The organism is Sulfitobacter donghicola DSW-25 = KCTC 12864 = JCM 14565 (assembly GCF_000622405.1).
GTDB classification, from domain to species: Bacteria; Pseudomonadota; Alphaproteobacteria; order Rhodobacterales; family Rhodobacteraceae; genus Sulfitobacter; species Sulfitobacter donghicola.
On sequence record NZ_JASF01000005.1, the window covers coordinates 2778231 to 2797466 of the forward strand.

Annotated in this window: 16 protein-coding genes; 11 read left to right on the forward strand and 5 right to left on the reverse strand. The window is 55.0% G+C overall.

Features of this window, described 5'->3' with window-relative positions; all coding sequences use genetic code 11:
- Positions 1 to 51 precede the first annotated feature (51 nt).
- Positions 52 to 957: a LysR family transcriptional regulator gene (locus Z948_RS0114815; protein WP_025060341.1), complete on the reverse strand. Its 906-nt coding sequence runs from the start codon at positions 955 to 957 to the stop codon at positions 52 to 54.
- A gap of 183 nt (positions 958 to 1140) precedes the next feature.
- Between Z948_RS0114815 and Z948_RS0114820 the strand changes: the two genes are divergently transcribed.
- The 10 genes from Z948_RS0114820 to Z948_RS0114865 all read left to right on the forward strand — a co-directional run bounded on the left by Z948_RS0114820 (position 1141) and on the right by Z948_RS0114865 (position 12412).
- On the forward strand, positions 1141 to 4539 hold the full coding sequence (locus Z948_RS0114820; protein WP_025060342.1) for an indolepyruvate ferredoxin oxidoreductase family protein: 3399 nt from the start codon (positions 1141 to 1143) through the stop codon (positions 4537 to 4539).
- 52 nt (positions 4540 to 4591) lie between these two features.
- A complete protein-coding gene (locus Z948_RS0114825) occupies positions 4592 to 5482 on the forward strand; it encodes a lysophospholipid acyltransferase family protein (protein WP_037951923.1) in 891 nt (296 codons plus the stop codon).
- Positions 5483 to 5487: 5 nt separating this feature from the next.
- Positions 5488 to 6297, forward strand: coding sequence for a glutamate racemase (locus Z948_RS0114830; protein WP_025060344.1), 810 nt, complete (start codon positions 5488 to 5490; stop codon positions 6295 to 6297).
- Between the two features lie 48 nt (positions 6298 to 6345).
- A complete protein-coding gene (gene argC / locus Z948_RS0114835) occupies positions 6346 to 7374 on the forward strand; it encodes an N-acetyl-gamma-glutamyl-phosphate reductase (RefSeq protein ID WP_025060345.1) in 1029 nt (342 codons plus the stop codon).
- 16 nt (positions 7375 to 7390) lie between these two features.
- Positions 7391 to 7834, forward strand: coding sequence for a cytochrome c maturation protein CcmE (gene ccmE / locus Z948_RS0114840; protein ID WP_025060346.1), 444 nt, complete (start codon positions 7391 to 7393; stop codon positions 7832 to 7834).
- Positions 7835 to 7906: 72 nt separating this feature from the next.
- Positions 7907 to 8518, forward strand: coding sequence for a holin-associated N-acetylmuramidase (locus Z948_RS0114845; protein WP_025060347.1), 612 nt, complete (start codon positions 7907 to 7909; stop codon positions 8516 to 8518).
- Entirely contained in the window at positions 8509 to 9099 is a 591-nt protein-coding gene (locus Z948_RS0114850) for a holin family protein (RefSeq protein ID WP_025060348.1), read from the forward strand. Before Z948_RS0114845 ends, Z948_RS0114850 begins: the two co-directional genes overlap by 10 nt.
- Before the next feature lie 49 nt (positions 9100 to 9148).
- A complete protein-coding gene (locus tag Z948_RS0114855) occupies positions 9149 to 11113 on the forward strand; it encodes a heme lyase CcmF/NrfE family subunit (RefSeq protein WP_025060349.1) in 1965 nt (654 codons plus the stop codon).
- Entirely contained in the window at positions 11110 to 11562 is a 453-nt protein-coding gene (locus tag Z948_RS0114860; RefSeq protein ID WP_025060350.1) for a cytochrome c-type biogenesis protein, read from the forward strand. Before Z948_RS0114855 ends, Z948_RS0114860 begins: the two co-directional genes overlap by 4 nt.
- A gap of 73 nt (positions 11563 to 11635) precedes the next feature.
- The gene (locus tag Z948_RS0114865) at positions 11636 to 12412 is read left to right on the forward strand and encodes an enoyl-CoA hydratase-related protein (protein ID WP_025060351.1); all 777 of its coding nucleotides are present in this window, start codon (positions 11636 to 11638) and stop codon (positions 12410 to 12412) included.
- A 74-nt stretch (positions 12413 to 12486) separates the two neighbouring features.
- On the opposite strand, the gene Z948_RS0114870 is transcribed toward Z948_RS0114865, so the two are convergent.
- From Z948_RS0114870 to gltX, 4 genes are all read right to left on the reverse strand, one after another.
- Positions 12487 to 12801 (reverse strand): hypothetical protein, encoded by a 315-nt coding sequence (locus Z948_RS0114870; protein ID WP_174416581.1) that lies wholly within the window; start codon positions 12799 to 12801, stop codon positions 12487 to 12489.
- A gap of 80 nt (positions 12802 to 12881) precedes the next feature.
- Positions 12882 to 13790: a calcium-binding protein gene (locus Z948_RS18525; protein ID WP_162171778.1), complete on the reverse strand. Its 909-nt coding sequence runs from the start codon at positions 13788 to 13790 to the stop codon at positions 12882 to 12884.
- A 445-nt stretch (positions 13791 to 14235) separates the two neighbouring features.
- Entirely contained in the window at positions 14236 to 15531 is a 1296-nt protein-coding gene (locus Z948_RS0114880) for a citrate synthase (protein WP_025060354.1), read from the reverse strand.
- A gap of 117 nt (positions 15532 to 15648) precedes the next feature.
- On the reverse strand, positions 15649 to 17049 hold the full coding sequence (gltX, locus tag Z948_RS0114885) for a glutamate--tRNA ligase (protein WP_025060355.1): 1401 nt from the start codon (positions 17047 to 17049) through the stop codon (positions 15649 to 15651).
- 124 nt (positions 17050 to 17173) lie between these two features.
- Here gltX and Z948_RS0114890 point away from each other — a divergent pair, with 124 nt between their 5' ends.
- Positions 17174 to 19231: a ComEC/Rec2 family competence protein gene (locus Z948_RS0114890; RefSeq protein WP_025060356.1), complete on the forward strand. Its 2058-nt coding sequence runs from the start codon at positions 17174 to 17176 to the stop codon at positions 19229 to 19231.
- Positions 19232 to 19236: the final 5 nt, after the last annotated feature.

Genomic DNA, 19236 nt, shown 5'->3' on the forward strand with positions numbered 1-19236 from the left:
AGTCAGCGCATAACTGTTATGCGCTTTACGCATGGCTGTTGTCTGGAAACCCTATTTTTCTTGGTCTAGCTTCTGTTGTTTTCGATATGAGATGATCTCATCCTGAACAAATTCCTTGAACGCGGCAACGCGTTTGGATTGGCGCAGCTCTTCTGGGTAGGCAAGGAAAACAGGCACTTCGGCGGATTCCACCTCTGGAAGGATGTGAACGAGTTCGGGGAAGTCCTGAGTGAGGTAGTTAGGCAGAACACCGATACCAACATCATGCAGAACACCCTGAAGAACGCCAAAGTAATTATTGACGGTCAGCAGGGACTTTACATCGTTCATCATCAGCTTTTGGATCAGGTTCAGGCCCGCCCCCACCTGATCACTATCCGTGTTCTGGCAGATGAGTCGGTGATTGCTCATGTCTTCGATGCTGGCTGGGACGCCATTATCATCGAGATATTTCTTGCTGGCGTATAGGCACATCTGAACCGTCATCAGGCGTTTGCGCACCAAATCCGCTTGGGAAGGTTCTTTGAGGCGGATGGCAACATCGGCCTCGCGCATGGGGAGGTCCAGCACCCGCTCTTCGAGCATCAGGTCTACTTTTAGGTCTGGGTATTTATCGTATAGTTTTGACAGGCGCGGCGCGAGCCATAGGGTGCCAAAGCCGATTGTGGTGGTAACCCGCAATTCGCCAAATACCTCTTCTTCGCTGTCGCGAATGCGGGCGGCGGCGGCATCAAGGCGTTTGATCATCGCCGAGGTTGCATCAAACAACAGCTCGCCTTGCTCGGTCAGGATCAGGCCGCGGGCATGGCGGTGGAACAAGTTGGTATTTAGCTGTTCCTCAAGGCCGCGGACCTGTCGGCTCACGGCGGATTGGGACAGGTTCAGCTTGTCCCCCGCATGGGTGAGCGAGCCGGCATCCGCCACCGCGTGAAAAATCCTTAGTTTGTCCCAGTCCATAGCGCGCCTTTCTGATTGGATGTTCTTTTACCTGTGTTTGCAGGTTGGCACACCCCTTTTAGAGCGGGGAAATTACGGTTTTGTGGATAAGAGGGCTATACAGGTCAGTATTTGTGACCTATCGTGGTTGGAAATTAAGCATGTTTGTGTGCATTTATGCGCTGGTTTCTTGGGAGGGACGCCATGACAACGCCAAAGATTTCGCTAAATGATCGTTTGGATCTAACCAAAAGCCCCGTTTTATTGAATGGAACGCAGGCTTTGGTGCGTGTGATGATGATGCAGGCCGCCCGTGACAAGGCCGCAGGCCTAAACACAGCGGGACTGGTAACCGGCTATCGTGGATCGCCTTTGGGGGCGGTTGATTTGCAGATGTCGCGCGCTGAAAAGCAGCTCACCGAGCATAACATCACGTTTCAAGCAGGGTTGAACGAGGATTTGGCGGCGACGGCTCTTTGGGGGGCGCAGCAGGCCGAGGTTCGGGGTGAGGGTAAATATGATGGTGTATTTGGTCTGTGGTACGGCAAAGGGCCAGGGGTTGATCGCACGGGCGATGTGATGCGCCATGCGAATATGGCGGGTAGCTCGACGCATGGCGGTGTTGTGATGGCCATGGGGGATGATCACACGGGTGAATCCTCGACCGTGTTGCACCAGTCGGAATTTGCGATGGTCGATACCTATATGCCTGTCCTGTCTCCGGCAGGGGTGCAAGAGGTGCTGGATTACGGCCTATATGGCTGGGCGTTGTCCCGTTATGCGGGGGTCTGGGTTGGTCTGAAGACCATGAAAGACACGGTCGAGGTCACATCGGTTGTGGATGGTGATCCGCACCGGATGTCCTTTGTCACGCCGGATATTGATTTGCCTGACGGCGGGCTGAACATTCGTCTGGTGGATGACCGGATCGAGCAGGAAGCGCGCCTGATTGATTACAAACGTTACGCCGCCGAGGCGTTTTCACATGCCAACAAGATGGACAAACGCATGTGGGGCAACGCCAAGGCCAAGATCGGCTTTGTTGCGGCGGGTAAGAATTATCTCGATCTGATCCATGCCATGAGCCTGTTGAATATTGATGCAGAAGAGGCCGCGCGGCTGGGCATTAGCACCTATAAGGTGGGTCAGACGTGGCCATTAGACATGCGCGGGTTTAACGATTGGGCTGCTGATCTGGACCTGATTGTTGTGGTTGAGGAAAAGCGCAAGCTGATCGAAGTGCAGATCAAAGAGGCGCTGTTTGATGATCGTCGGGGTAGACGTGTGTATGGCGGTACAAAGAACGGAGCCGAGTTCTTTTCCGCCCGCTATGCGCTAGACCCGATTGATATCGCGGATAAGCTTGGCGAGGTTTTATGTGAAGAGGGGCGCGGCACGGATGGTATCCGCGCTGGGCTGGCCGATCTGGCGGATGCGCGCCGCGCAGATAACGCCGAAGAGCTGGCAGGGCGTCTGCCGTATTTCTGTTCGGGCTGTCCGCATAACTCGTCCACAAAGGTTCCAGAGGGCAGCCGCGCTTATGCGGGTATCGGCTGTCACTTTATGGTGCAATGGATGGACCGAGAGACCTTGGGCTTTACCCATATGGGGGGCGAGGGGGCAAATTGGATTGGCGAAGCGCCGTTTTCCAAAACGCCGCATGTTTTCCAGAACCTAGGGGACGGCACGTATAACCACTCGGGCGTGCAAGCCATCCGCGCTGCGATCGCTGCGGGAACCAATATTACCTATAAAATCCTGTATAACGACGCAGTTGCCATGACAGGCGGTCAGCCGAATGAAGGCGAGCTGGATGCGCCCCGTATCGTTGCCGAATTGTCGGCGATGGGGATCAAGAACCTTGTTGTTGTTTATGACGAAAAGGAAGACGTGGACTTTGCCGCCTTCAAGGGCATCGAAATACATGAGCGCGCCGAGCTGAAGACTGTTCAGGAACGGCTGGCCAAGGTTGAAGGGGTGAGCGCGATCGTCTACATCCAGACCTGCGCCGCGGAAAAGCGCCGCCGCCGTAAACGCGGGCTGTTCCCAGATCCTGACAAGCGTTTGTTCATTAATACGGATGTTTGCGAAGGCTGCGGAGATTGCGGCGTGCAATCCAACTGTGTCTCTATCGTTCCGGCCGAGACCGAGCTGGGGCGCAAGCGGGCGATTGATCAATCCTCCTGCAATAAAGATTTTTCCTGTATCAACGGCTTTTGCCCGTCTTTTGTCACGCTTGAAGGCGCCACCGTGCGCAAAGAAGCGACAACAGAGATAAATATCCCCGACCTGCCGCAGCCGGATCTGCCCGCGATTGAGGGCACCTATAATGTGGTTATTACCGGTGTCGGGGGGACGGGCGTTGTCACCATCGGCGCTGTTCTGGCTCAGGCTGCCCAGATTGACGGCAAAGGGGCTGGTATGATGGAGATGGCTGGCCTTGCCCAAAAAGGCGGTGCGGTGAATATCCACTGTCGTTTAGCCGAAAAGCCCGAAGGCATCAGCGCAATCCGTGTGGCGACAGGTGAATGCCATGCGCTGATCGGTGGTGATCTGGTTGTTTCAGCTGGCAATAAAACGCTGGGGCTGACCTCGACAGGGCAAACTGGCGCTGTTGTGAACAGCCACCAGATCATTACGGGCGACTTTACCCGCGATACTGAATTCCAGATGCCCTATGACCGCTTAGAGCTGGCATTGGAGGCACGGTTGAAAGAGCGCCTGTCGATGTTTGATGCCTCTGATCTGGCAAAGGCGACGCTGGGGGATTCTATTTTCTCGAATATGATGATCTTTGGCGGGGCTTGGCAGCAGGGGCTGATCCCTCTCACGCTGGAAGCGGTTGTCGAGGCGATCAAGCTGAATGGCGCGGCCGTTGATCGGAACCTTCGCGCCTTTGAAATCGGGCGCTGGGCGGTTGAGCATCCGGCAGAGGCAGAGGCGGTTCTGACGCCAAATGTTGTGGCACTGCCGAAAACCTTGGATGAAAAGATCGCCTATCGCAAAGAGCACCTGACAGCCTATCAAGGGGCAGGTCTGGCCAAACGGTATGGCAAATTGCTGGAGAGCATCAGCGATACAGCGCTGCGCGAGGCTGTGGCTGACGGGTATCATAAGGTGTTGTCTTATAAGGATGAATATGAGGTTGCGCGTTTGTTGCTGAGCAGCCGCGAGAAAGCGCAGGCCGAGTTTGATGGCGACTTTAAGATGTCCTTTAACCTTGCCCCGCCCATGCTGTCGAAGATGGGGCCAAATGGTCGCCCGCTCAAGCGTGAGTTCGGCCCATGGTTAGAGCGCCCCTTGCGGATGATGGCGCGCCTGAAACGTCTGCGCGGCACGCCGTTGGATGTGTTCGGCTATACAGATGAGCGCAAAATGGAACGGGCCTTGATCAAGCAGTATGAGGCTGACATGCGCGAAGTCTTGCCCAAGCTGGATGACAACACCCGCGATGCAATTATCGCTTTGGCCGCATTGCCGATGGATATTCGCGGTTTTGGTCCGGTTAAGTTGGAAAATGAGACCAAAGCGTCAAAACGGCGTGAAGAACTCTTGAGTGTGATCCGTTCTGGTGGCACATCCCACGCCAAAGCGGCGGAATGATGTAACGAAATCGTCACATTGTAACGGTAGGAAGCCCGCCGGAGGATTGTTTATGCCCCTTATGCAACGCTCGAAATCAGCGCGTGATATTTCCTATGCGTGGTCTGCTGAAACACGCGGCGGAAGAGCTGTCATTCGCCTCATGGAAAACTCAACGGGTCGGGGGCGTTTGCTGAAGCGCGCGCGCGGCTACGAGGAAGACCTCGCGGCGGGGGCGAATTTCTTTGATGTTATGGTCGAACGCTATGGCCTGACGTTGGATGTCGTTGGCGGATCGCTAGACAATATACCGCGTGAAGGCCCCCTGATCATCATTGCCAACCATCCTTATGGTATTTTGGATGGATTGATGATGGGCCATGTGATGAGCCGCACGCGCCCTGATTTCAAAGTGATGGCGAATTCGGTTTTCTCAAAGGTGCCGGAGCTGCAGGAAAACCTGTTGGCCATCAGCTTTGAAGAAAGCAAAGAGGCATTGGCCCTGAACCTTGCAACGCGGCGCACGGCGTTGGATTACCTTAGCACGGGCGGGACCGTTGGCATTTTCCCTGGTGGGACTGTCAGCACCGCAGCCAAACCGTTTTCGCATCCGATGGATCCCAATTGGCGCGGGTTTACTGCGCGTATGATTGCCAAATCAAATGCAACGGTTGTGCCTATTTACTTTGACGGTCACACCAGCCGCTTGTTCCAGATTGCCAGCCATTTGCATGCTACATTGCGCATGGGGCTGCTGATAAAGGAGTTCCGCAAACGGGTGGATACCCCCGTTCGTGTCGTCATCGGAGAACCGCTGGGCCGCGACACTTTGGACCCATTAGCCAGTGATGCAAAAGGGATGATGGATTTCCTTAGAAAAGCCACGTATGAGCTTGCTCCAGAACCGTTGAGAAGTTTCGATGCGGGATTTGATTTTGATGAGGACCGGCGGTCACGTCGGTAGGGCGTATGGCAGTAGGTATCTTTGATAGCGGTTTAGGTGGTCTGACGATTTGGGACGCGGTTCAGGCGCGTTTGCCGGATCAGGAATTTGTTTATCTGGCCGATAGTGCAAACGCCCCCTATGGCGTGCGGGATGCGGATGACATCTATAACCTGACTGTGGCCGCGACCCAGCGCCTGTTTGACGCGGGCTGTGATCTGGTTGTGCTGGCCTGTAACACGGCTTCTGCTGCCGCTCTGCGGCGGATGCAAGAGGGGTGGATCCCTGAGGATAAGCGGGTTTTGGGGGTATTTGTGCCCTTGATCGAAGCGCTAACCGAACGCCAGTGGGGCGATAACTCTCCGCCGCGCGAAGTGGCGGTAAACCATGTGGCACTGTTTGCAACACCTGCAACCGTTGCAACCCGCGCATTCCAGCGCGAGCTGGCCTTTCGCGCCATTGGCGTAGATGTCGAGGCACAGGCCTGCGGTGGTGTTGTGGACGCCATCGAAGACGGGGACATGATCCTTGCCGAAGCTTTGGTGCGCAGCCATGTGGATGCTTTGAAACGCAAGATGCCTGAACCTCAGGCGGCGATTTTGGGCTGCACGCATTATCCTTTGATGAAAGACACCTTTCAGGACGCATTGGGTGAGGGGGTTGATGTCTTTAGCCAAGCCGAATTGGTTGCGGAAAGCCTTGCTGACTACCTACAACGTCATCCGGATAAAACCGGCAGCGGCGACGCCGCGTTTTTGACCACAGGGGACCCAAAGCGCGTGAGCGATCGCGCGACACAGTTTTTGCGACGACCTATCACCTTTACCGCAGCTTGAGTGCTGCACGGCTGATACGCAAATTCTATCTTTTTCGGGACGAACGACATGACATATAACATCGCAATTCTGGGGGCGTCTGGCTATACGGGCGCCGAGCTGATCCGGCTGATCTCTGGCCATTCCTCTATGGTTATCAAGGCATTGGGTGGGAACTCAAAGGCGGGGCAAAGCCTTGCATCGGTGTTTCCGCATTTGCGCCATCTGGATTTACCTGATCTGGTCAAGATGGAGGAGATTGATTTTTCTTCCATTGATCTGTGCTTTTGTGCGCTGCCGCATAAAACGTCACAGGAAGTGATTTCAAAGCTACCAAAAACCTTGAAGATCGTTGATTTATCAGCGGATTTCAGGCTGCGCGACCCCGAAGAATATGAACGCTGGTACGGCAACCCGCATTCGGCGTTAGAGCAGCAGGGCGAGGCCGTTTACGGGCTGACCGAGTTTTACCGTGATGATATTCGCAAGGCGCGTTTGGTTGCTGGAACTGGGTGCAATGCCGCAACGGGGCAGTTTGCCTTGGCACCGCTGATCAAGGCGGGATTGATTGATCTGGATGACATTATCCTCGACCTTAAATGTGCTGTGTCCGGCGCGGGTCGTGCGCTGAAAGAAAACTTGCTTCATGCCGAACTATCCGAAGGGTATCACGCCTATGCATTAGGTGGAACGCACCGCCATTTGGGGGAGTTCGATCAGGAGTTTTCAATGCTGGCAGGGCGCCCTGTGAAGGTGCAGTTTACGCCCCATCTGATGCCTGCAAATCGTGGGATTTTGGCGACTTGCTACGTTAAAGGCGATCCGCAAGCCATTCATAACGCTTTGGAAACTTCTTATCAGGATGAACCGTTTATCGAGGTTCTACCCTTTGGGGAGGCCCCTTCAACGCGCCATGTTCGGGGATCGAATTTTTGCCATTTAGGGGTCACCGGTGATCGTATTGAGGGGCGGGCAATTGTTGTCGCGGCTTTGGATAATCTAACCAAAGGGTCGTCTGGCCAAGCGTTGCAAAACGCCAATCTGATGTTAGGTATTGAGGAAACAGAGGGCCTGATGATGGCGCCTCTTTTCCCATAAGGCGGGTGTATTTGTTATGAAAAGCCTAAAGAAACAACGACGTATTCAGTTAATCGCCGTAGCTGTGGTGGCCTTGATCGGTTCGACCGCTTTGATCGGTTACGGGCTGCGCGATGGGATTAACTTCTTTCGCGCTCCGACGCAGATTGTCGCCGAGCCGCCAGCCCCGACGGAGGTGTTCCGCATTGGGGGCTTGGTCGAGGAGGGCACGTTGCAGCGTGGTCAGGGCGAAGAAATTCGCTTTTCTGTGACAGATGGCGGGGCAAGCGTGCCGGTGGTTTACACGGGGGTGTTGCCTGATCTTTTTGGCGAGAATGAAGGGATGGTTGGCACAGGTTCCTTGGTGAATGGTGTATTTCAAGCCACTGAAATCCTTGCCAAACATGATGAAACATACATGCCAAAAGAAGTTGTCGACGCGCTGAAGGAACAAGGCGTCTACCGCGAGCCTGAAGGCTAGGTGCGTACGCTCAGGTGAGGCTGTTTTAACCAAGCTGCGGTCTGTTTTCCCTACATTGCGAGGGAAACAACCATGCAGAGCGTACGAGAAATTGCACAAGAAATCGTCGCCCGTGAGGGCGGCTATGTGAATGATCCCGATGATCCAGGCGGGGCGACGAATTTTGGCGTGACCATTCATACCATGCGCCGCCTTGGGCTGGATCTGGATAAAGATGGGCAAATCACACCAGCGGATGTGCGTCGATTGACGCGAGCGCAGGCTGTCGAAATTTTCCTAGAGCATTACTATACCCGCCCGCTGATTGCGGAGCTGCCGCAATCGCTGCAGCCTTCGGTGTTTGATATGTATGTGAATGCGGGGGGGAATGCGGTGAAAATTCTCCAACGATTGCTGGTTGAGATGGGCCATAGCCTATCGGTTGATGGTGTTTTGGGTCCGCAAAGTCTTGGTGTGGTGCGCGAGGCTGATCGCCAAGCGTCAGGGTATTTGGTTGATGCCTATGGGATTGCACGGCGCAATTATTATTTCCGACTGGCTGATCGGCGCAGGGCCAGCCGGAAATATGCGCGCACACGGGCAGGAGGGAAAGGCGGCTGGATCAAACGGGCCGAGGAATTCATGGCGCCCCAATATCACATGACACAGCAGGAATTTAACGAAAGGACAGCGCGATGGGTTTGATTGAACGGGTGCTTGGTGTTGTTTTTGACGGCGACCGCAATGTGGTGCGTGACACGGTTGAGGTGTTTCGCGAAAACGCCGAAGCAGGCGCAGGCCGCAGCGCGGTTGTTCAGGGCCAAGCGATGGAGCAATATGGCAGCGAATTTCAAGCGCCAGTCAAAGGTGGGTTTGACCGCTTTATGGATGGGGTGAACCGTCTGCCACGCCCTGCATTGGCGCTGGGGACGCTTGGGCTGTTCGTATCCGCGATGGTCGCGCCCCTGTGGTTTGCTCAAAGGATGCAAGGAATTGCTTTGGTACCTGATCCGCTTTGGTGGCTTTTAGGGGTGATCGTGTCATTTTATTTTGGAGCACGTCATCAGGTGAAATCCCAAGAGTTCCAACGCAGTATCGTGGATTCTATCCACAATGTGCCAAAGGTGGTCGAGAATATCGAGATGATTGGCAAGATGCGTTCAGATTCGATTGGCGCTGCTGATACGGGATCAGACGCGCGGCTGAACGCTCAGGCGGTTAAGGCCGATGAGAATGCCGCCCTGCGTGCGTGGCAGCGTAATAATCAATCACCTGCGGCTCTTTGACCAAGCGAATGTGATTGGAACGGATGCGCGCTAGGTCTATGTTGCGCACATGATTACAGAACTCGGACATTTCGCCCTTTTGCTCGCCTTTGGTGTTGCGCTAATTCAAACGATCATTCCCATGATTGGGGCGGCAAAGGGGTGGCCGGGCTGGATGGCCATTGCCGAACCTGCTGCAACGGTGCAATTCCTTTTGATTTCAGCATCTTTTGGGGCGCTGACATGGGCGTTTGTGACCTCTGATTTCAGCCTTTCGGTGGTTGTTGCAAACAGCCATTCGATGAAACCGCTGATCTATAAAATCAGTGGAACATGGGGCAATCACGAAGGCTCGATGTTGTTGTGGGTGTTGATTGTTTCCTTGTTCGGCGCGATGGCTGCGTGGTTTGGCGGGCAATTGCCTGTTAGCCTGCGGGCGCGTGTGTTGAGCGTTCAGGCCGCCATTGGCGTTGCGTTTTTGGCGTTTATCCTCCTCACGTCTAACCCGTTTGAGCGGATGGCGGTTCCGCCCTTTGACGGACAGGATCTGAACCCGCTTCTTCAGGATCCGGGTTTGGCGTTTCACCCTCCGTTTTTGTACCTTGGTTATGTTGGCCTTAGCATGGCTTTCAGCTTTGCTGTGGCGGCCCTGATTGAGGGGCGTGTTGATGCGGCATGGGGCAGGTGGGTGCGCCCATGGACTTTGGCCGCGTGGGTTTTCCTGACCATTGGCATCGCGCTTGGGTCATGGTGGGCCTATTATGAGCTGGGTTGGGGTGGTTTCTGGTTCTGGGATCCTGTGGAAAACGCCAGCTTTATGCCTTGGCTTTTGGCGGCGGCGCTGCTGCACTCGGCTATCGTAGTTGAAAAGCGCGAGGCGTTGAAAAGCTGGACAATCCTGTTGGCGATCCTTGCCTTTGGCTTTTCTTTGATTGGGACGTTTATCGTGCGGTCGGGTTTGCTGACCTCGGTGCATGCGTTTGCCAACGATCCTGATCGCGGTATCTTTGTTCTGGGGATCATGGCCGTGTTCATGGGCGGCGCGCTGGTGCTGTTTACCTTGCGGGCGGGCGCGATGGAGGCAAAAGGCGTGTTTGGCCTTGTCTCGCGTGAAAGCGCCTTGGTTGTGAATAACCTGCTGTTGGCGGTGTCTTGTTTCGTGGTTTTTGTGGGAACGATGTGGCCCTTGCTGGCCGAGATGTTCTTTGATCGCAAGCTTAGCGTCGGCCCGCCGTTCTTTGATTCAGCCTTTACGCCGTTTATGGTTTTACTTGGCTTGATCCTACCTGTTGGATCGGCATTGCCGTGGAAGCGGGCCAAGCTGTTGCGGGCGATGCGCCCATTGCGATTTGCCTTTATGGCTGCGGTAGCGATTGGCGGTCTTGCGTGGGCCATGCAAACGGGGCGCAGCCTGACCGGACCCATCGGCATGTTCTTGGGCAGCTGGGTCATCATGGGGGTCATTGTTGACCTGATCCAGCGTACCGGACGCGGGCCGGACCGTTTTAAACGGTTGTTCCGTTTGCCTGGTGCTGACTGGGGCAAGGCCGTTGCACATGCTGGTCTGGGTGTCACAATGTTGGGAATCGCAGGTATTTACGCATGGACCGTCGAAGACATCCGCGTTGCCCAGATCGACGAACCTTTCGAAGTGTTTGGGTATGAAATGACCCTGCGCAGCGTGACGAATGCGAACGGGCCAAACTATGTCTCCTCAACGGCGGTTATTGATGTTGCGCAAAACGGCAAGTTCATCGCGACCTTGGAACCCGAAAAACGGTTTTACCCTGTCGCCCAAATGCCAACGACCGAGGCGGCGATCCACCAGAACCTGAAGCGTGACCTTTACCTAGTGATCGGCGACCAGCAGGAAAACGGGGGCTGGGCAGTACGAACCTATATCAAGGTAATGACCAGCTGGATTTGGATCGGCTGTGCGCTCATGTCGCTTGGCGGTGTGTTTAGCCTGTTTGACCGACGTTTCAGAGTAGCCCCAAGTGGCCGTAAAATGAGTGAAGGGGTGCCAGCCGAATGAAACGTCTGATTTTGATGCTGGCTTTGCTGGCTGCTCCGGCTTTTGCGGTGGAACCTGACGAGGTCCTTGCCGATCCAGCGCTTGAGCAACGTGCCCGAGAGCTCAGCAAGGGGCTGCGTTGTCTCGTTTGCCGCAATGAGAGTATTGATGAAAGCAATGCGCCTCTGGCACGTGATTTAAGGCTGCTCGTGCGTGAAAGGCTCACCGAAGGGGATAGCGATACCGAGGCTGTCGATTTTATCGTCGCCCGCTATGGCGAGTTTGTTTTGCTAAAGCCAACGCACGGTGGGGCGAATTGGATTTTATGGGGGGCGGGGCCTCTCATGTTATTATTGGCGGGTTTATCTGGTGTCTTTTACTTGCGCGGTCGCAGCCGCGCCGCAGCGCCACAAGACCAAGGTCTAAGCCGCGAAGAAGCTGCCGCGCTTGAGCAGATATTAAAGAAGTAACGCGCCGTTTAACTGGTGCAAAACCGTTGGTCTGTTACCTTAGGTAAAATTTTAATACTAGGATGAGGACTCCATGGACTATCAAACAATCACTTACGAAGTGAATGATGGTATGGCCGTCATAACGATGAACCGCGCGGATAAATACAACGCGCTAACCACGCAGATGCGCGCCGAGATTGAGCACGCCTTTGCCAGAGCAGGGCGCGAGGCGCGGGTGGTTGTGATCACGGGCGCGGGCAAGGCGTTTTGCTCAGGGCAGGATCTTGGCGACCGCGCAAATGCCACTTCGATCGATTTGGAACGTACTTTGCGCGATGAATATGCGCCGATGTTGCGGGCGATTACGCAATGTCCCGTGCCAACAATTGCTGCGGTGAATGGCCCTGCGGCCGGGGCGGGGGCAAATCTGGCTCTGGCGGCCGATGTGGTTTTCGCCACCGAGAGCGCGTATTTCCTACAGGCGTTCACCCGCATTGGCCTGATCCCTGACGCGGGGGGAACCTATGCGTTGCCGCGCCAGATGGGGATGGCCAAGGCGATGGGGGCGGCATTGTTTGCCGATAAAATCACCGCCCGTCAGGCCGACGATTGGGGCATGATTTGGGAAGCGGTTGAAGACCATAAGTTTGAGGCGCATTGGCGTGCCAAGGCCGCACATTTGGCTGCGGGACCAACAGCAGCCTATGCCGCCGTTAAAACGGTTCTGCGCGAAACTTGGGGAAATGATTACGAAAAGCAGCTAGCGCTTGAGGCGCAAGAGCAAGGGAAATGCGGCAAGTCCCGTGATTTCAAAGAGGGTGTTTTGGCTTTTACCGAAAAACGCGCTGCAAAGTTTGAAGGCCGCTAAGCCCTAGATCATAATGAACAAAAGGCCGCTGCAATCAAATGCAGCGGCCTTTTTCGTTTCCGTTTTGAAATTTGTCAGGGTTGAACGCTACGTTCAACCAGCAAGACATCCGAGGCAGTGGGCACTTTGCCTGTTGCGCGGGCGATGACTGCAACAGCGATGCCGTTTGCAAGAACCGTATGCACAGTGCCAGAGACTTGTTTGATTGTTATTTCCGGCGGGGTGTCACCTTTGTCGTAGACGACAGCGATGTGGTCTTCATCTCCTTGGACGTCAGGAACTAAGGCGCCCATCGGACCTTTTTCGCATTTTGCTGTCAGGGGCATCAGGCTTTTTGCTTGGGACCAATGATAGCGGTCTGACATGTTATGAGGTGTTGTTGGTGCCATGTGGGGGGACTCCTGTAAGGCTGGCGCGAGATGTGTGTAGGGAGTGGCAAACACCCACCCCCTACGTCAGGCCTTCAGGATCAGGCAGCAGCACCGTTCGGGTCGAACATTGCCTCAATGGCATTCTGAGCAACAAGCGTCACATCTTCAGCCTGAAGCGTACCACCAGCACCTTCCACACGTGCTAGAACAGTGTCGCCCATCTGGATCACGGCGTCCCCACCGTCTTCGCTTACGGTGATGTCTGCATCTTCTGCAGTATCCTCGACAATGACGGTGATCGCATCTTCAGCCGTATCAAAGTCGGTAATGGTTGCCATCATTACTGTGTTTTGTTCGGACATGATGTTGAAGGTATCTTCGCCCGTACCGCCCGTGGCTTGGTCGCCCGAACCAATGATCAGCTGGTCGTTTCCGCTACCGCCATAAAGCTCGTTGCCTAGGCTGTCGTCACGCATGTCAATGCCACCGTTGATGTCAGCAAGAGAACCGCCGTCGCGCAGTTCGGTCAACTCTTCGAGGTTGAGCGGAACACCCTCGATGATACCACCGAACAGCACGTCGTCACCTTGGTTGCCGGCAAGTACATCGCCGCCGCGACCACCAATAACCGTATCTTCGCCTTCGTTACCACGAACGGTATCCCAACCATAATCGCCTGAAACGAAATCATTGCCCTCTTGGCCTTCAAGAAGATCCTGACCGGTGTTGCCCGTAATAACGTCATCACCATCGCCCGAGCAAAGCATGTCGTCGCCATCTTCGCCCTGCAGAACGTCATCGCCTTCGCGGCCAAAGATCGTGTCGTTGCCAGCGCGACCATTCATAACATCATCGCCAGCCTGGCCATCGATAAAGTCGTCGCCCAGCTCACCTTCAAAGCGGTCATCCGCTTCCGTTCCGACCAGTTCAACTGAATCTTCATCATCAGAACCCCCGTCAAAGGCGAACCCTAGAGCGGCGAGTGGTAGTGCAAGTCCTAGTAACATTAACATAGCAATAGTTCCCCTTTGCGTGGCTGTTGATACTGACTATGCAACCATCCCCCGAGCGGTCAAGCTTGCGTTAACCATTGTGTATTCAGGCGAAACAATGCCTAAGTTTGGCCATGTTTTGCCAAATTCTGTCACAATCCAGTGCGCGAAATGTGACCAAATCAACTGAAGCGTGCGGCTTTTCCCGAATCAGGAATGTGGAAGTTCTCGAAGGCTGAAGATGATTCGCGGCTTGTTTTTGGGCCATAGTTTACAGGCACGCGCCAATAAGCTGGGGTGGGGGAATAAGGATCGTAAGAGGGAGAGAAGGGCAGTGGCGTGCGCGCGACGGGATTTAGGGTGCCCTATTCATGCCACAATTTTGTCCCTTTCTAAGGGCCATAAAAAAGCCGCCGGCAGCTGAAAGCTACCGGCGGTAAATATCGCGAAATCGGGTCGGTTATCGTTTCTCGATATCCACGTAAGAACGCACATCAGCACCTTGGTAAAGCTGACGTGGGCGACCGATTTTCAGCTGCGGATCGTTGAGCTGTTCTTTCCACTGGGAAATCCAGCCAACAGTACGCGCCAAGGCAAAGATCGGCGTGAACATCGACGTGGGGAAGCCCATCGCTTCGAGGATGATACCGGAATAGAAGTCCACGTTCGGGAACAATTTTTTGTCTGCGAAATACGGATCTTCCAACGCCTGCTTTTCGAGTTCTTTAGCAACCTGAAGGATCGGGTTGTTTTCAACACCCAGCAGTTCCAGCACCTCGTCTGCAGACTGCTTCATCACAGTCGCGCGCGGATCGAAGTTTTTGTAAACGCGGTGGCCAAAGCCCATCAGGCGGAAGGGATCGTTTTTATCCTTGGCGCGGGCAATGAATTCAGGAATGCGATCGGGGGTGCCGATTTCCTTGAGCATTTCTAGGCATGCTTGGTTTGCGCCGCCGTGTGCAGGGCCCCAAAGGCAAGCGATACCAGCAGCAATACAAGCAAACGGGTTTGCGCCAGAAGAAGAGGCCAGACGTACAGTGGACGTCGAGGCGTTCTGCTCGTGATCCGCGTGTAGGGTAAAGATACGGTCCATTGCGCGGCTCAGGATCGGATCAACAACGTAATCTTCGGCAGGCACTGCAAAACACATGCGCAGGAAGTTGGATGCATAATCCAGATCGTTGCGCGGATAAACAAACGGCTGACCGATCGTATACTTATAGGCCATCGCAGCGATGGTCGGCATCTTGGCGATCAGGCGGATCGAAGCCACCTCACGCTGCCATTCGTCGTTGATGTCGGTCGAGTCGTGGTAGAATGCTGACATCGCACCAACAACACCCACCATAACGGCCATTGGGTGCGCATCACGACGGAACCCACGGAAAAAGTTCATCATCTGCTCGTGCAGCATGGTGTGGTTTGTGACGCGGCTTTCGAAATCTTCCAACTGTGTGGGGGAGGGCAGCTCACCATAAAGCAGCAGGTAGCAAACCTCGAGATAGTGGGATTTTTCGGCCAATTCGCCAATCGGGTAACCACGGTGGGTCAGGATCCCTTCGTCACCGTCAATAAAGGTGATGGTGCTGTCACAAGACGCAGTCGACGTGAAACCGGGATCATACGTAAAGACACCCGCTTGGCTGTACAGCTTGCGAATATCCAGAACGTCAGGACCGGAAGTTGGCGTAAAGATCGGAAGCTCTACTGTCTTGTCTCCGACGGTCAGAGTCGCTGATTTTGTACTTTCGGCCATAATTATCCCCTTCTAGGTTGTTTATCGGGCATGCGCCCTCGGCAAGGCACTGGTCAAAACCAGCGCGTCCGATTTCTATCTATCTACCATATCCTTAATGACAGATTTACGACTGTCTCAGGATGCAGCTTCTGTCAGGCGGGCCAGCGTTTCATCTCGGCCAAGCACCAGCATCATATCGAAAACAGAAGGTGTTACAGCCCGTCCGGCCAGAGCCGCACGAAGGGGGCCTGCCAGCTTGCCGAACTTGGTCTCTTTCGCAGCTGCAAAGCCGTTCAGAGCCTCTTCTAGCGTTTCTCGATCCCAGCTAACATCTTGCAGATGCGGCGTCAATTCTTTCAGTATACCACGGGATACCGTATCGAGGTTCTTTGCCGCTTTCTCATCCATGGCAAGAGGGCGCTCGGCAAGAATAAAGTGACCTTTTTCAATGAGTTCCGGCAGTGTCTTGGCCCGTTCTTTCAGGCAATACATTGCACGTTCCAAACCCTCAAATTGCGCATTTGTGAACATTGGTTGATTTGCCGCAGCCAAATAGGCTTGGATTTCCTGCACCAACGCTGCGTCATCCGAGATTGCAATATGCTGGCCACAGATGTTTTCCAGCTTTTTCAGATCAAACTGGGCTGGGCTTTTGCGAATGCCCGTAATGTCGAACCATTCTTTGGCCTGTGCGTCGCTGAAAAATTCATCGTCCCCGTGGCTCCATCCCAGACGGGCAAGGTAGTTGCGCATGCCTGCTGCTGGGTACCCCATCGCCTGATATTCCTGCGCACCCAATGCGCCGTGGCGTTTGCTCAGCTTTTTGCCGTCAGAACCGTGGATAAGCGGAATGTGCGACCACACAGGAATATCCCAGCCCATGCCTTCGTAAATCATCATTTGGCGGGCAGCGTTGTTCAGGTGATCGTCGCCGCGGATCACATGTGTCACGCCCATATCGTGGTCATCCACAACAACTGCCAGCATATAAACAGGTGACCCATCCGAGCGCAGCAGAATCATGTCGTCTAATTGCGCATTGTCGATTTTCACATCCCCCTGAACGACATCACGGATGATGGTCTGGCCGCCATCAGGGGCTTTGATCCGGATAACATAGGGCGCATCAGGGTGGCTGGACGGATCAGCGTCCCGCCAAGGAGAGCGGTACAGCGTGCTGCGGCCTTCGGCGCGCGCGGTTTCACGGAACGATTCGATTTCCTCTTGGGTGGCAAAGCATTTGAATGCAGCGCCTTTTTCCAACAAAGCATTGGCCACCTCTACATGGCGCGGCGCCATTTCATGCTGGCTGACAACATCACCGTCATGATCCAAGCCGAGCCATGCCAAACCCTGAAGGATCGCTTCGGTTGCCTCTGGGGTGTGGCGCGCGCGGTCTGTGTCTTCGATGCGCAGCAGAAATTTCCCACCACGGCCACGGGCATAAAGCCAGTTAAACAAGGCTGTTCGCGCCCCACCAATATGAAGGAAGCCTGTCGGAGACGGAGCAAAGCGGGTAACGATTTCAGAGCACATGAGGCGTCCTTTCGGGTGTATTTGGGGGGCGGGGCTTAACGTTTCGCTTACGTTTACGAATTGGTAACCACCCACAGCATAAGGTTTTGGTCTGTCTATCCAGTGCAGCGAACGGGGGCAAGCAATGGGCGTGGGATCGGTCTTGGGCCAGATGATGCGCGCGCAACGTGGCGCTTTGTTTGGCTGGGTTCCAGTGTTTCTTGCGGTTGGGATCGGCGGTTTCTTTAGCCTTACATGGGAACCCTCAGGGGGATTTATTTGGTCCGTGTTGGCGGGGGGCGTGGCTATTGCAGCATTTGCCCGCCTGTTGCCCGAAACCCTGCGCCCTTTGGCGGTTGCTATGATGTTAATCGCAATTGGCTTTGTGCTGGCGGCGGCGCGGTCGCATTACGTCGCTGGGCCAGTGTTGAAATTCAGCTATTACGGCGCTGTTGAGGGGCGGATTGTGGCGATGGATCGCAGCCAGTCGGATGCGCTGCGCCTCACGCTGGATCAAGTGGTGCTGGATCGGGTCAGGCCACAGCAAACACCCCTGCGCGTACGCCTGTCCTTGCATGGGGATCGCTCCGCGGACATCATCGCCGAGCCAGGTTTGAGGGTGATGATAACGGGGCATCTCTCTGCGCCTTCGGGCCCTGTTGAACCGGGTGGTTTTGATTTCCAACGTCATGCGTGGTTTGTCCGGCTTGGGGCTGTTGGCTATGCGCGGACCCCTTTGATGGGTGTTGATGCACCAAAGGCGGGGCTGGGGGTTTTTCGGCTGCGCATGGCCGCCTCTGATAAAATCCAAAGCGTTTTGGCAGGAGATATTGGCGGGTTTGCAGCTGCGATCACAACAGGAGATAGATCCGCGATAAGCAAATCCGCGCTGGAGGATCTACGGGCGAGCAATCTGGCGCATTTACTGGCGATTTCAGGGCTGCACATGGGGTTGATGTCGGGCGTTGTATTTGGCGCCTTGCGGATTTTGTTTGCCTTAATCCCTGCGTTGGTTTTGCGCATACCCGCGCGCAGTTTGGCCGCAGCGGGGGCGCTGGTGGTTGCTGCGGGGTATTTGGCCTTGTCTGGTGGGAATGTCGCCACGCAAAGGGCGTTTATCATGGTCGCGGTGGCGCTATGTGCTTTGATGATTGGTCGCCGTGCCATCAGTTTGCGCGGCGTCGCAATTGCAGCGACCATCGTTTTGGCCCTTCGCCCCGAAGCTTTGATGGGGCCGGGGTTTCAAATGTCATTTGCGGCGACAACTGCGCTGGTCGCTGTGTTCGGCTGGATGCGGGACAAACAAATCGCCCTTGGCCCAAGGTGGTTTCAACCCGTTAGCGCGGTTTTTATTTCTTCGGCTGTTGCGGGCATTGCAACCGCGCCAATCGCTGCTGCGCATTTCAATGCGATTGCCCAATATGGGCTGCTCGCGAATTTGTCTTGCGTGCCTTTGATGGGCGTTTTGGTCATCCCTGCGGCGGTATTGGCAGCAGTGCTTGCGCCCTTCGGGCTGGAGGTGATCGGCCTTTGGGCTATGGGGCTTGGTGTTCGCTGGATATTGTTTGTCGCAGATTTTGTTGCGAACCTCCCCCAGTCGCGGGTTTATGTTGTGGCGCCAGACGGTTGGGTGATCCCCTTGCTGGCGCTGGGGTTTTTGACGCTTATCCTGTGGCGCGGTGTGCTTCGTTGGTCGGGGATCATCGCAATGGCTGCATCCTTCGTGGTTTGGGGCGGGACAAATCGCCCAGATATTCTGGTTTCTGATACTGGGGCGCTGGTTGGGGTGCGGACCGATCAGGGCCGCGCGCTCAGCAAAGAGCGGGGCGCGGGATTTGTTGCCCGAAACTGGCTGGAAAACGATGGCGATGGAGCGGGCCAATACATCGCCGCGACAAAGTGGGACAAGGCGGGGCAGGTGGTTCACCTATCAGGAAAACGCGCGGTTGCAGCCTTTGATACATGTACCAAAGGCCAGCTGGTGGTGAGTTCGGTACCGATTGAGCGTCTAGGGCTGCCTTGTATGGTCTATGATCCAGATCGCCTCAAAACGACGGGGGCTTTGGCGATTTCAATGGAAAGGGACGGGCCCAAAATTGTCCAAACCGCACGCGAGGTTTCAGGGGATCGGTTGTGGACGCATTGGCCTGATCCTAGGCCACTGCGCGCGCGCCAACGGCACGCGCAGAAGATTTCCCATTGATGATG

What these genes read in the sequence shown, in the direction of transcription:
- Z948_RS0114880 (WP_025060354.1), bottom strand. Translation starts at nt 15,531, where the DNA reads ATGGCCGAAAGTACAAAATCAGCGACTCTGACCGTCGGAGACAAGACA.
- Z948_RS0114865 (WP_025060351.1), top strand. Translation starts at nt 11,636, where the DNA reads ATGGACTATCAAACAATCACTTACGAAGTGAATGATGGTATGGCCGTC.
- Z948_RS0114890 (WP_025060356.1), top strand. Translation starts at nt 17,174, where the DNA reads ATGGGCGTGGGATCGGTCTTGGGCCAGATGATGCGCGCGCAACGTGGC.
- Z948_RS0114820 (WP_025060342.1), top strand. Translation starts at nt 1,141, where the DNA reads ATGACAACGCCAAAGATTTCGCTAAATGATCGTTTGGATCTAACCAAA.
- Z948_RS0114845 (WP_025060347.1), top strand. Translation starts at nt 7,907, where the DNA reads ATGCAGAGCGTACGAGAAATTGCACAAGAAATCGTCGCCCGTGAGGGC.
- Z948_RS0114815 (WP_025060341.1), bottom strand. Translation starts at nt 957, where the DNA reads ATGGACTGGGACAAACTAAGGATTTTTCACGCGGTGGCGGATGCCGGC.
- Z948_RS18525 (WP_162171778.1), bottom strand. Translation starts at nt 13,790, where the DNA reads ATGTTACTAGGACTTGCACTACCACTCGCCGCTCTAGGGTTCGCCTTT.
- argC (WP_025060345.1), top strand. Translation starts at nt 6,346, where the DNA reads ATGACATATAACATCGCAATTCTGGGGGCGTCTGGCTATACGGGCGCC.
- Z948_RS0114850 (WP_025060348.1), top strand. Translation starts at nt 8,509, where the DNA reads ATGGGTTTGATTGAACGGGTGCTTGGTGTTGTTTTTGACGGCGACCGC.
- Z948_RS0114870 (WP_174416581.1), bottom strand. Translation starts at nt 12,801, where the DNA reads ATGGCACCAACAACACCTCATAACATGTCAGACCGCTATCATTGGTCC.
- Z948_RS0114860 (WP_025060350.1), top strand. Translation starts at nt 11,110, where the DNA reads ATGAAACGTCTGATTTTGATGCTGGCTTTGCTGGCTGCTCCGGCTTTT.
- ccmE (WP_025060346.1), top strand. Translation starts at nt 7,391, where the DNA reads ATGAAAAGCCTAAAGAAACAACGACGTATTCAGTTAATCGCCGTAGCT.
- Z948_RS0114825 (WP_037951923.1), top strand. Translation starts at nt 4,592, where the DNA reads ATGCCCCTTATGCAACGCTCGAAATCAGCGCGTGATATTTCCTATGCG.
- Z948_RS0114830 (WP_025060344.1), top strand. Translation starts at nt 5,488, where the DNA reads ATGGCAGTAGGTATCTTTGATAGCGGTTTAGGTGGTCTGACGATTTGG.
- Z948_RS0114855 (WP_025060349.1), top strand. Translation starts at nt 9,149, where the DNA reads ATGATTACAGAACTCGGACATTTCGCCCTTTTGCTCGCCTTTGGTGTT.
- gltX (WP_025060355.1), bottom strand. Translation starts at nt 17,049, where the DNA reads ATGTGCTCTGAAATCGTTACCCGCTTTGCTCCGTCTCCGACAGGCTTC.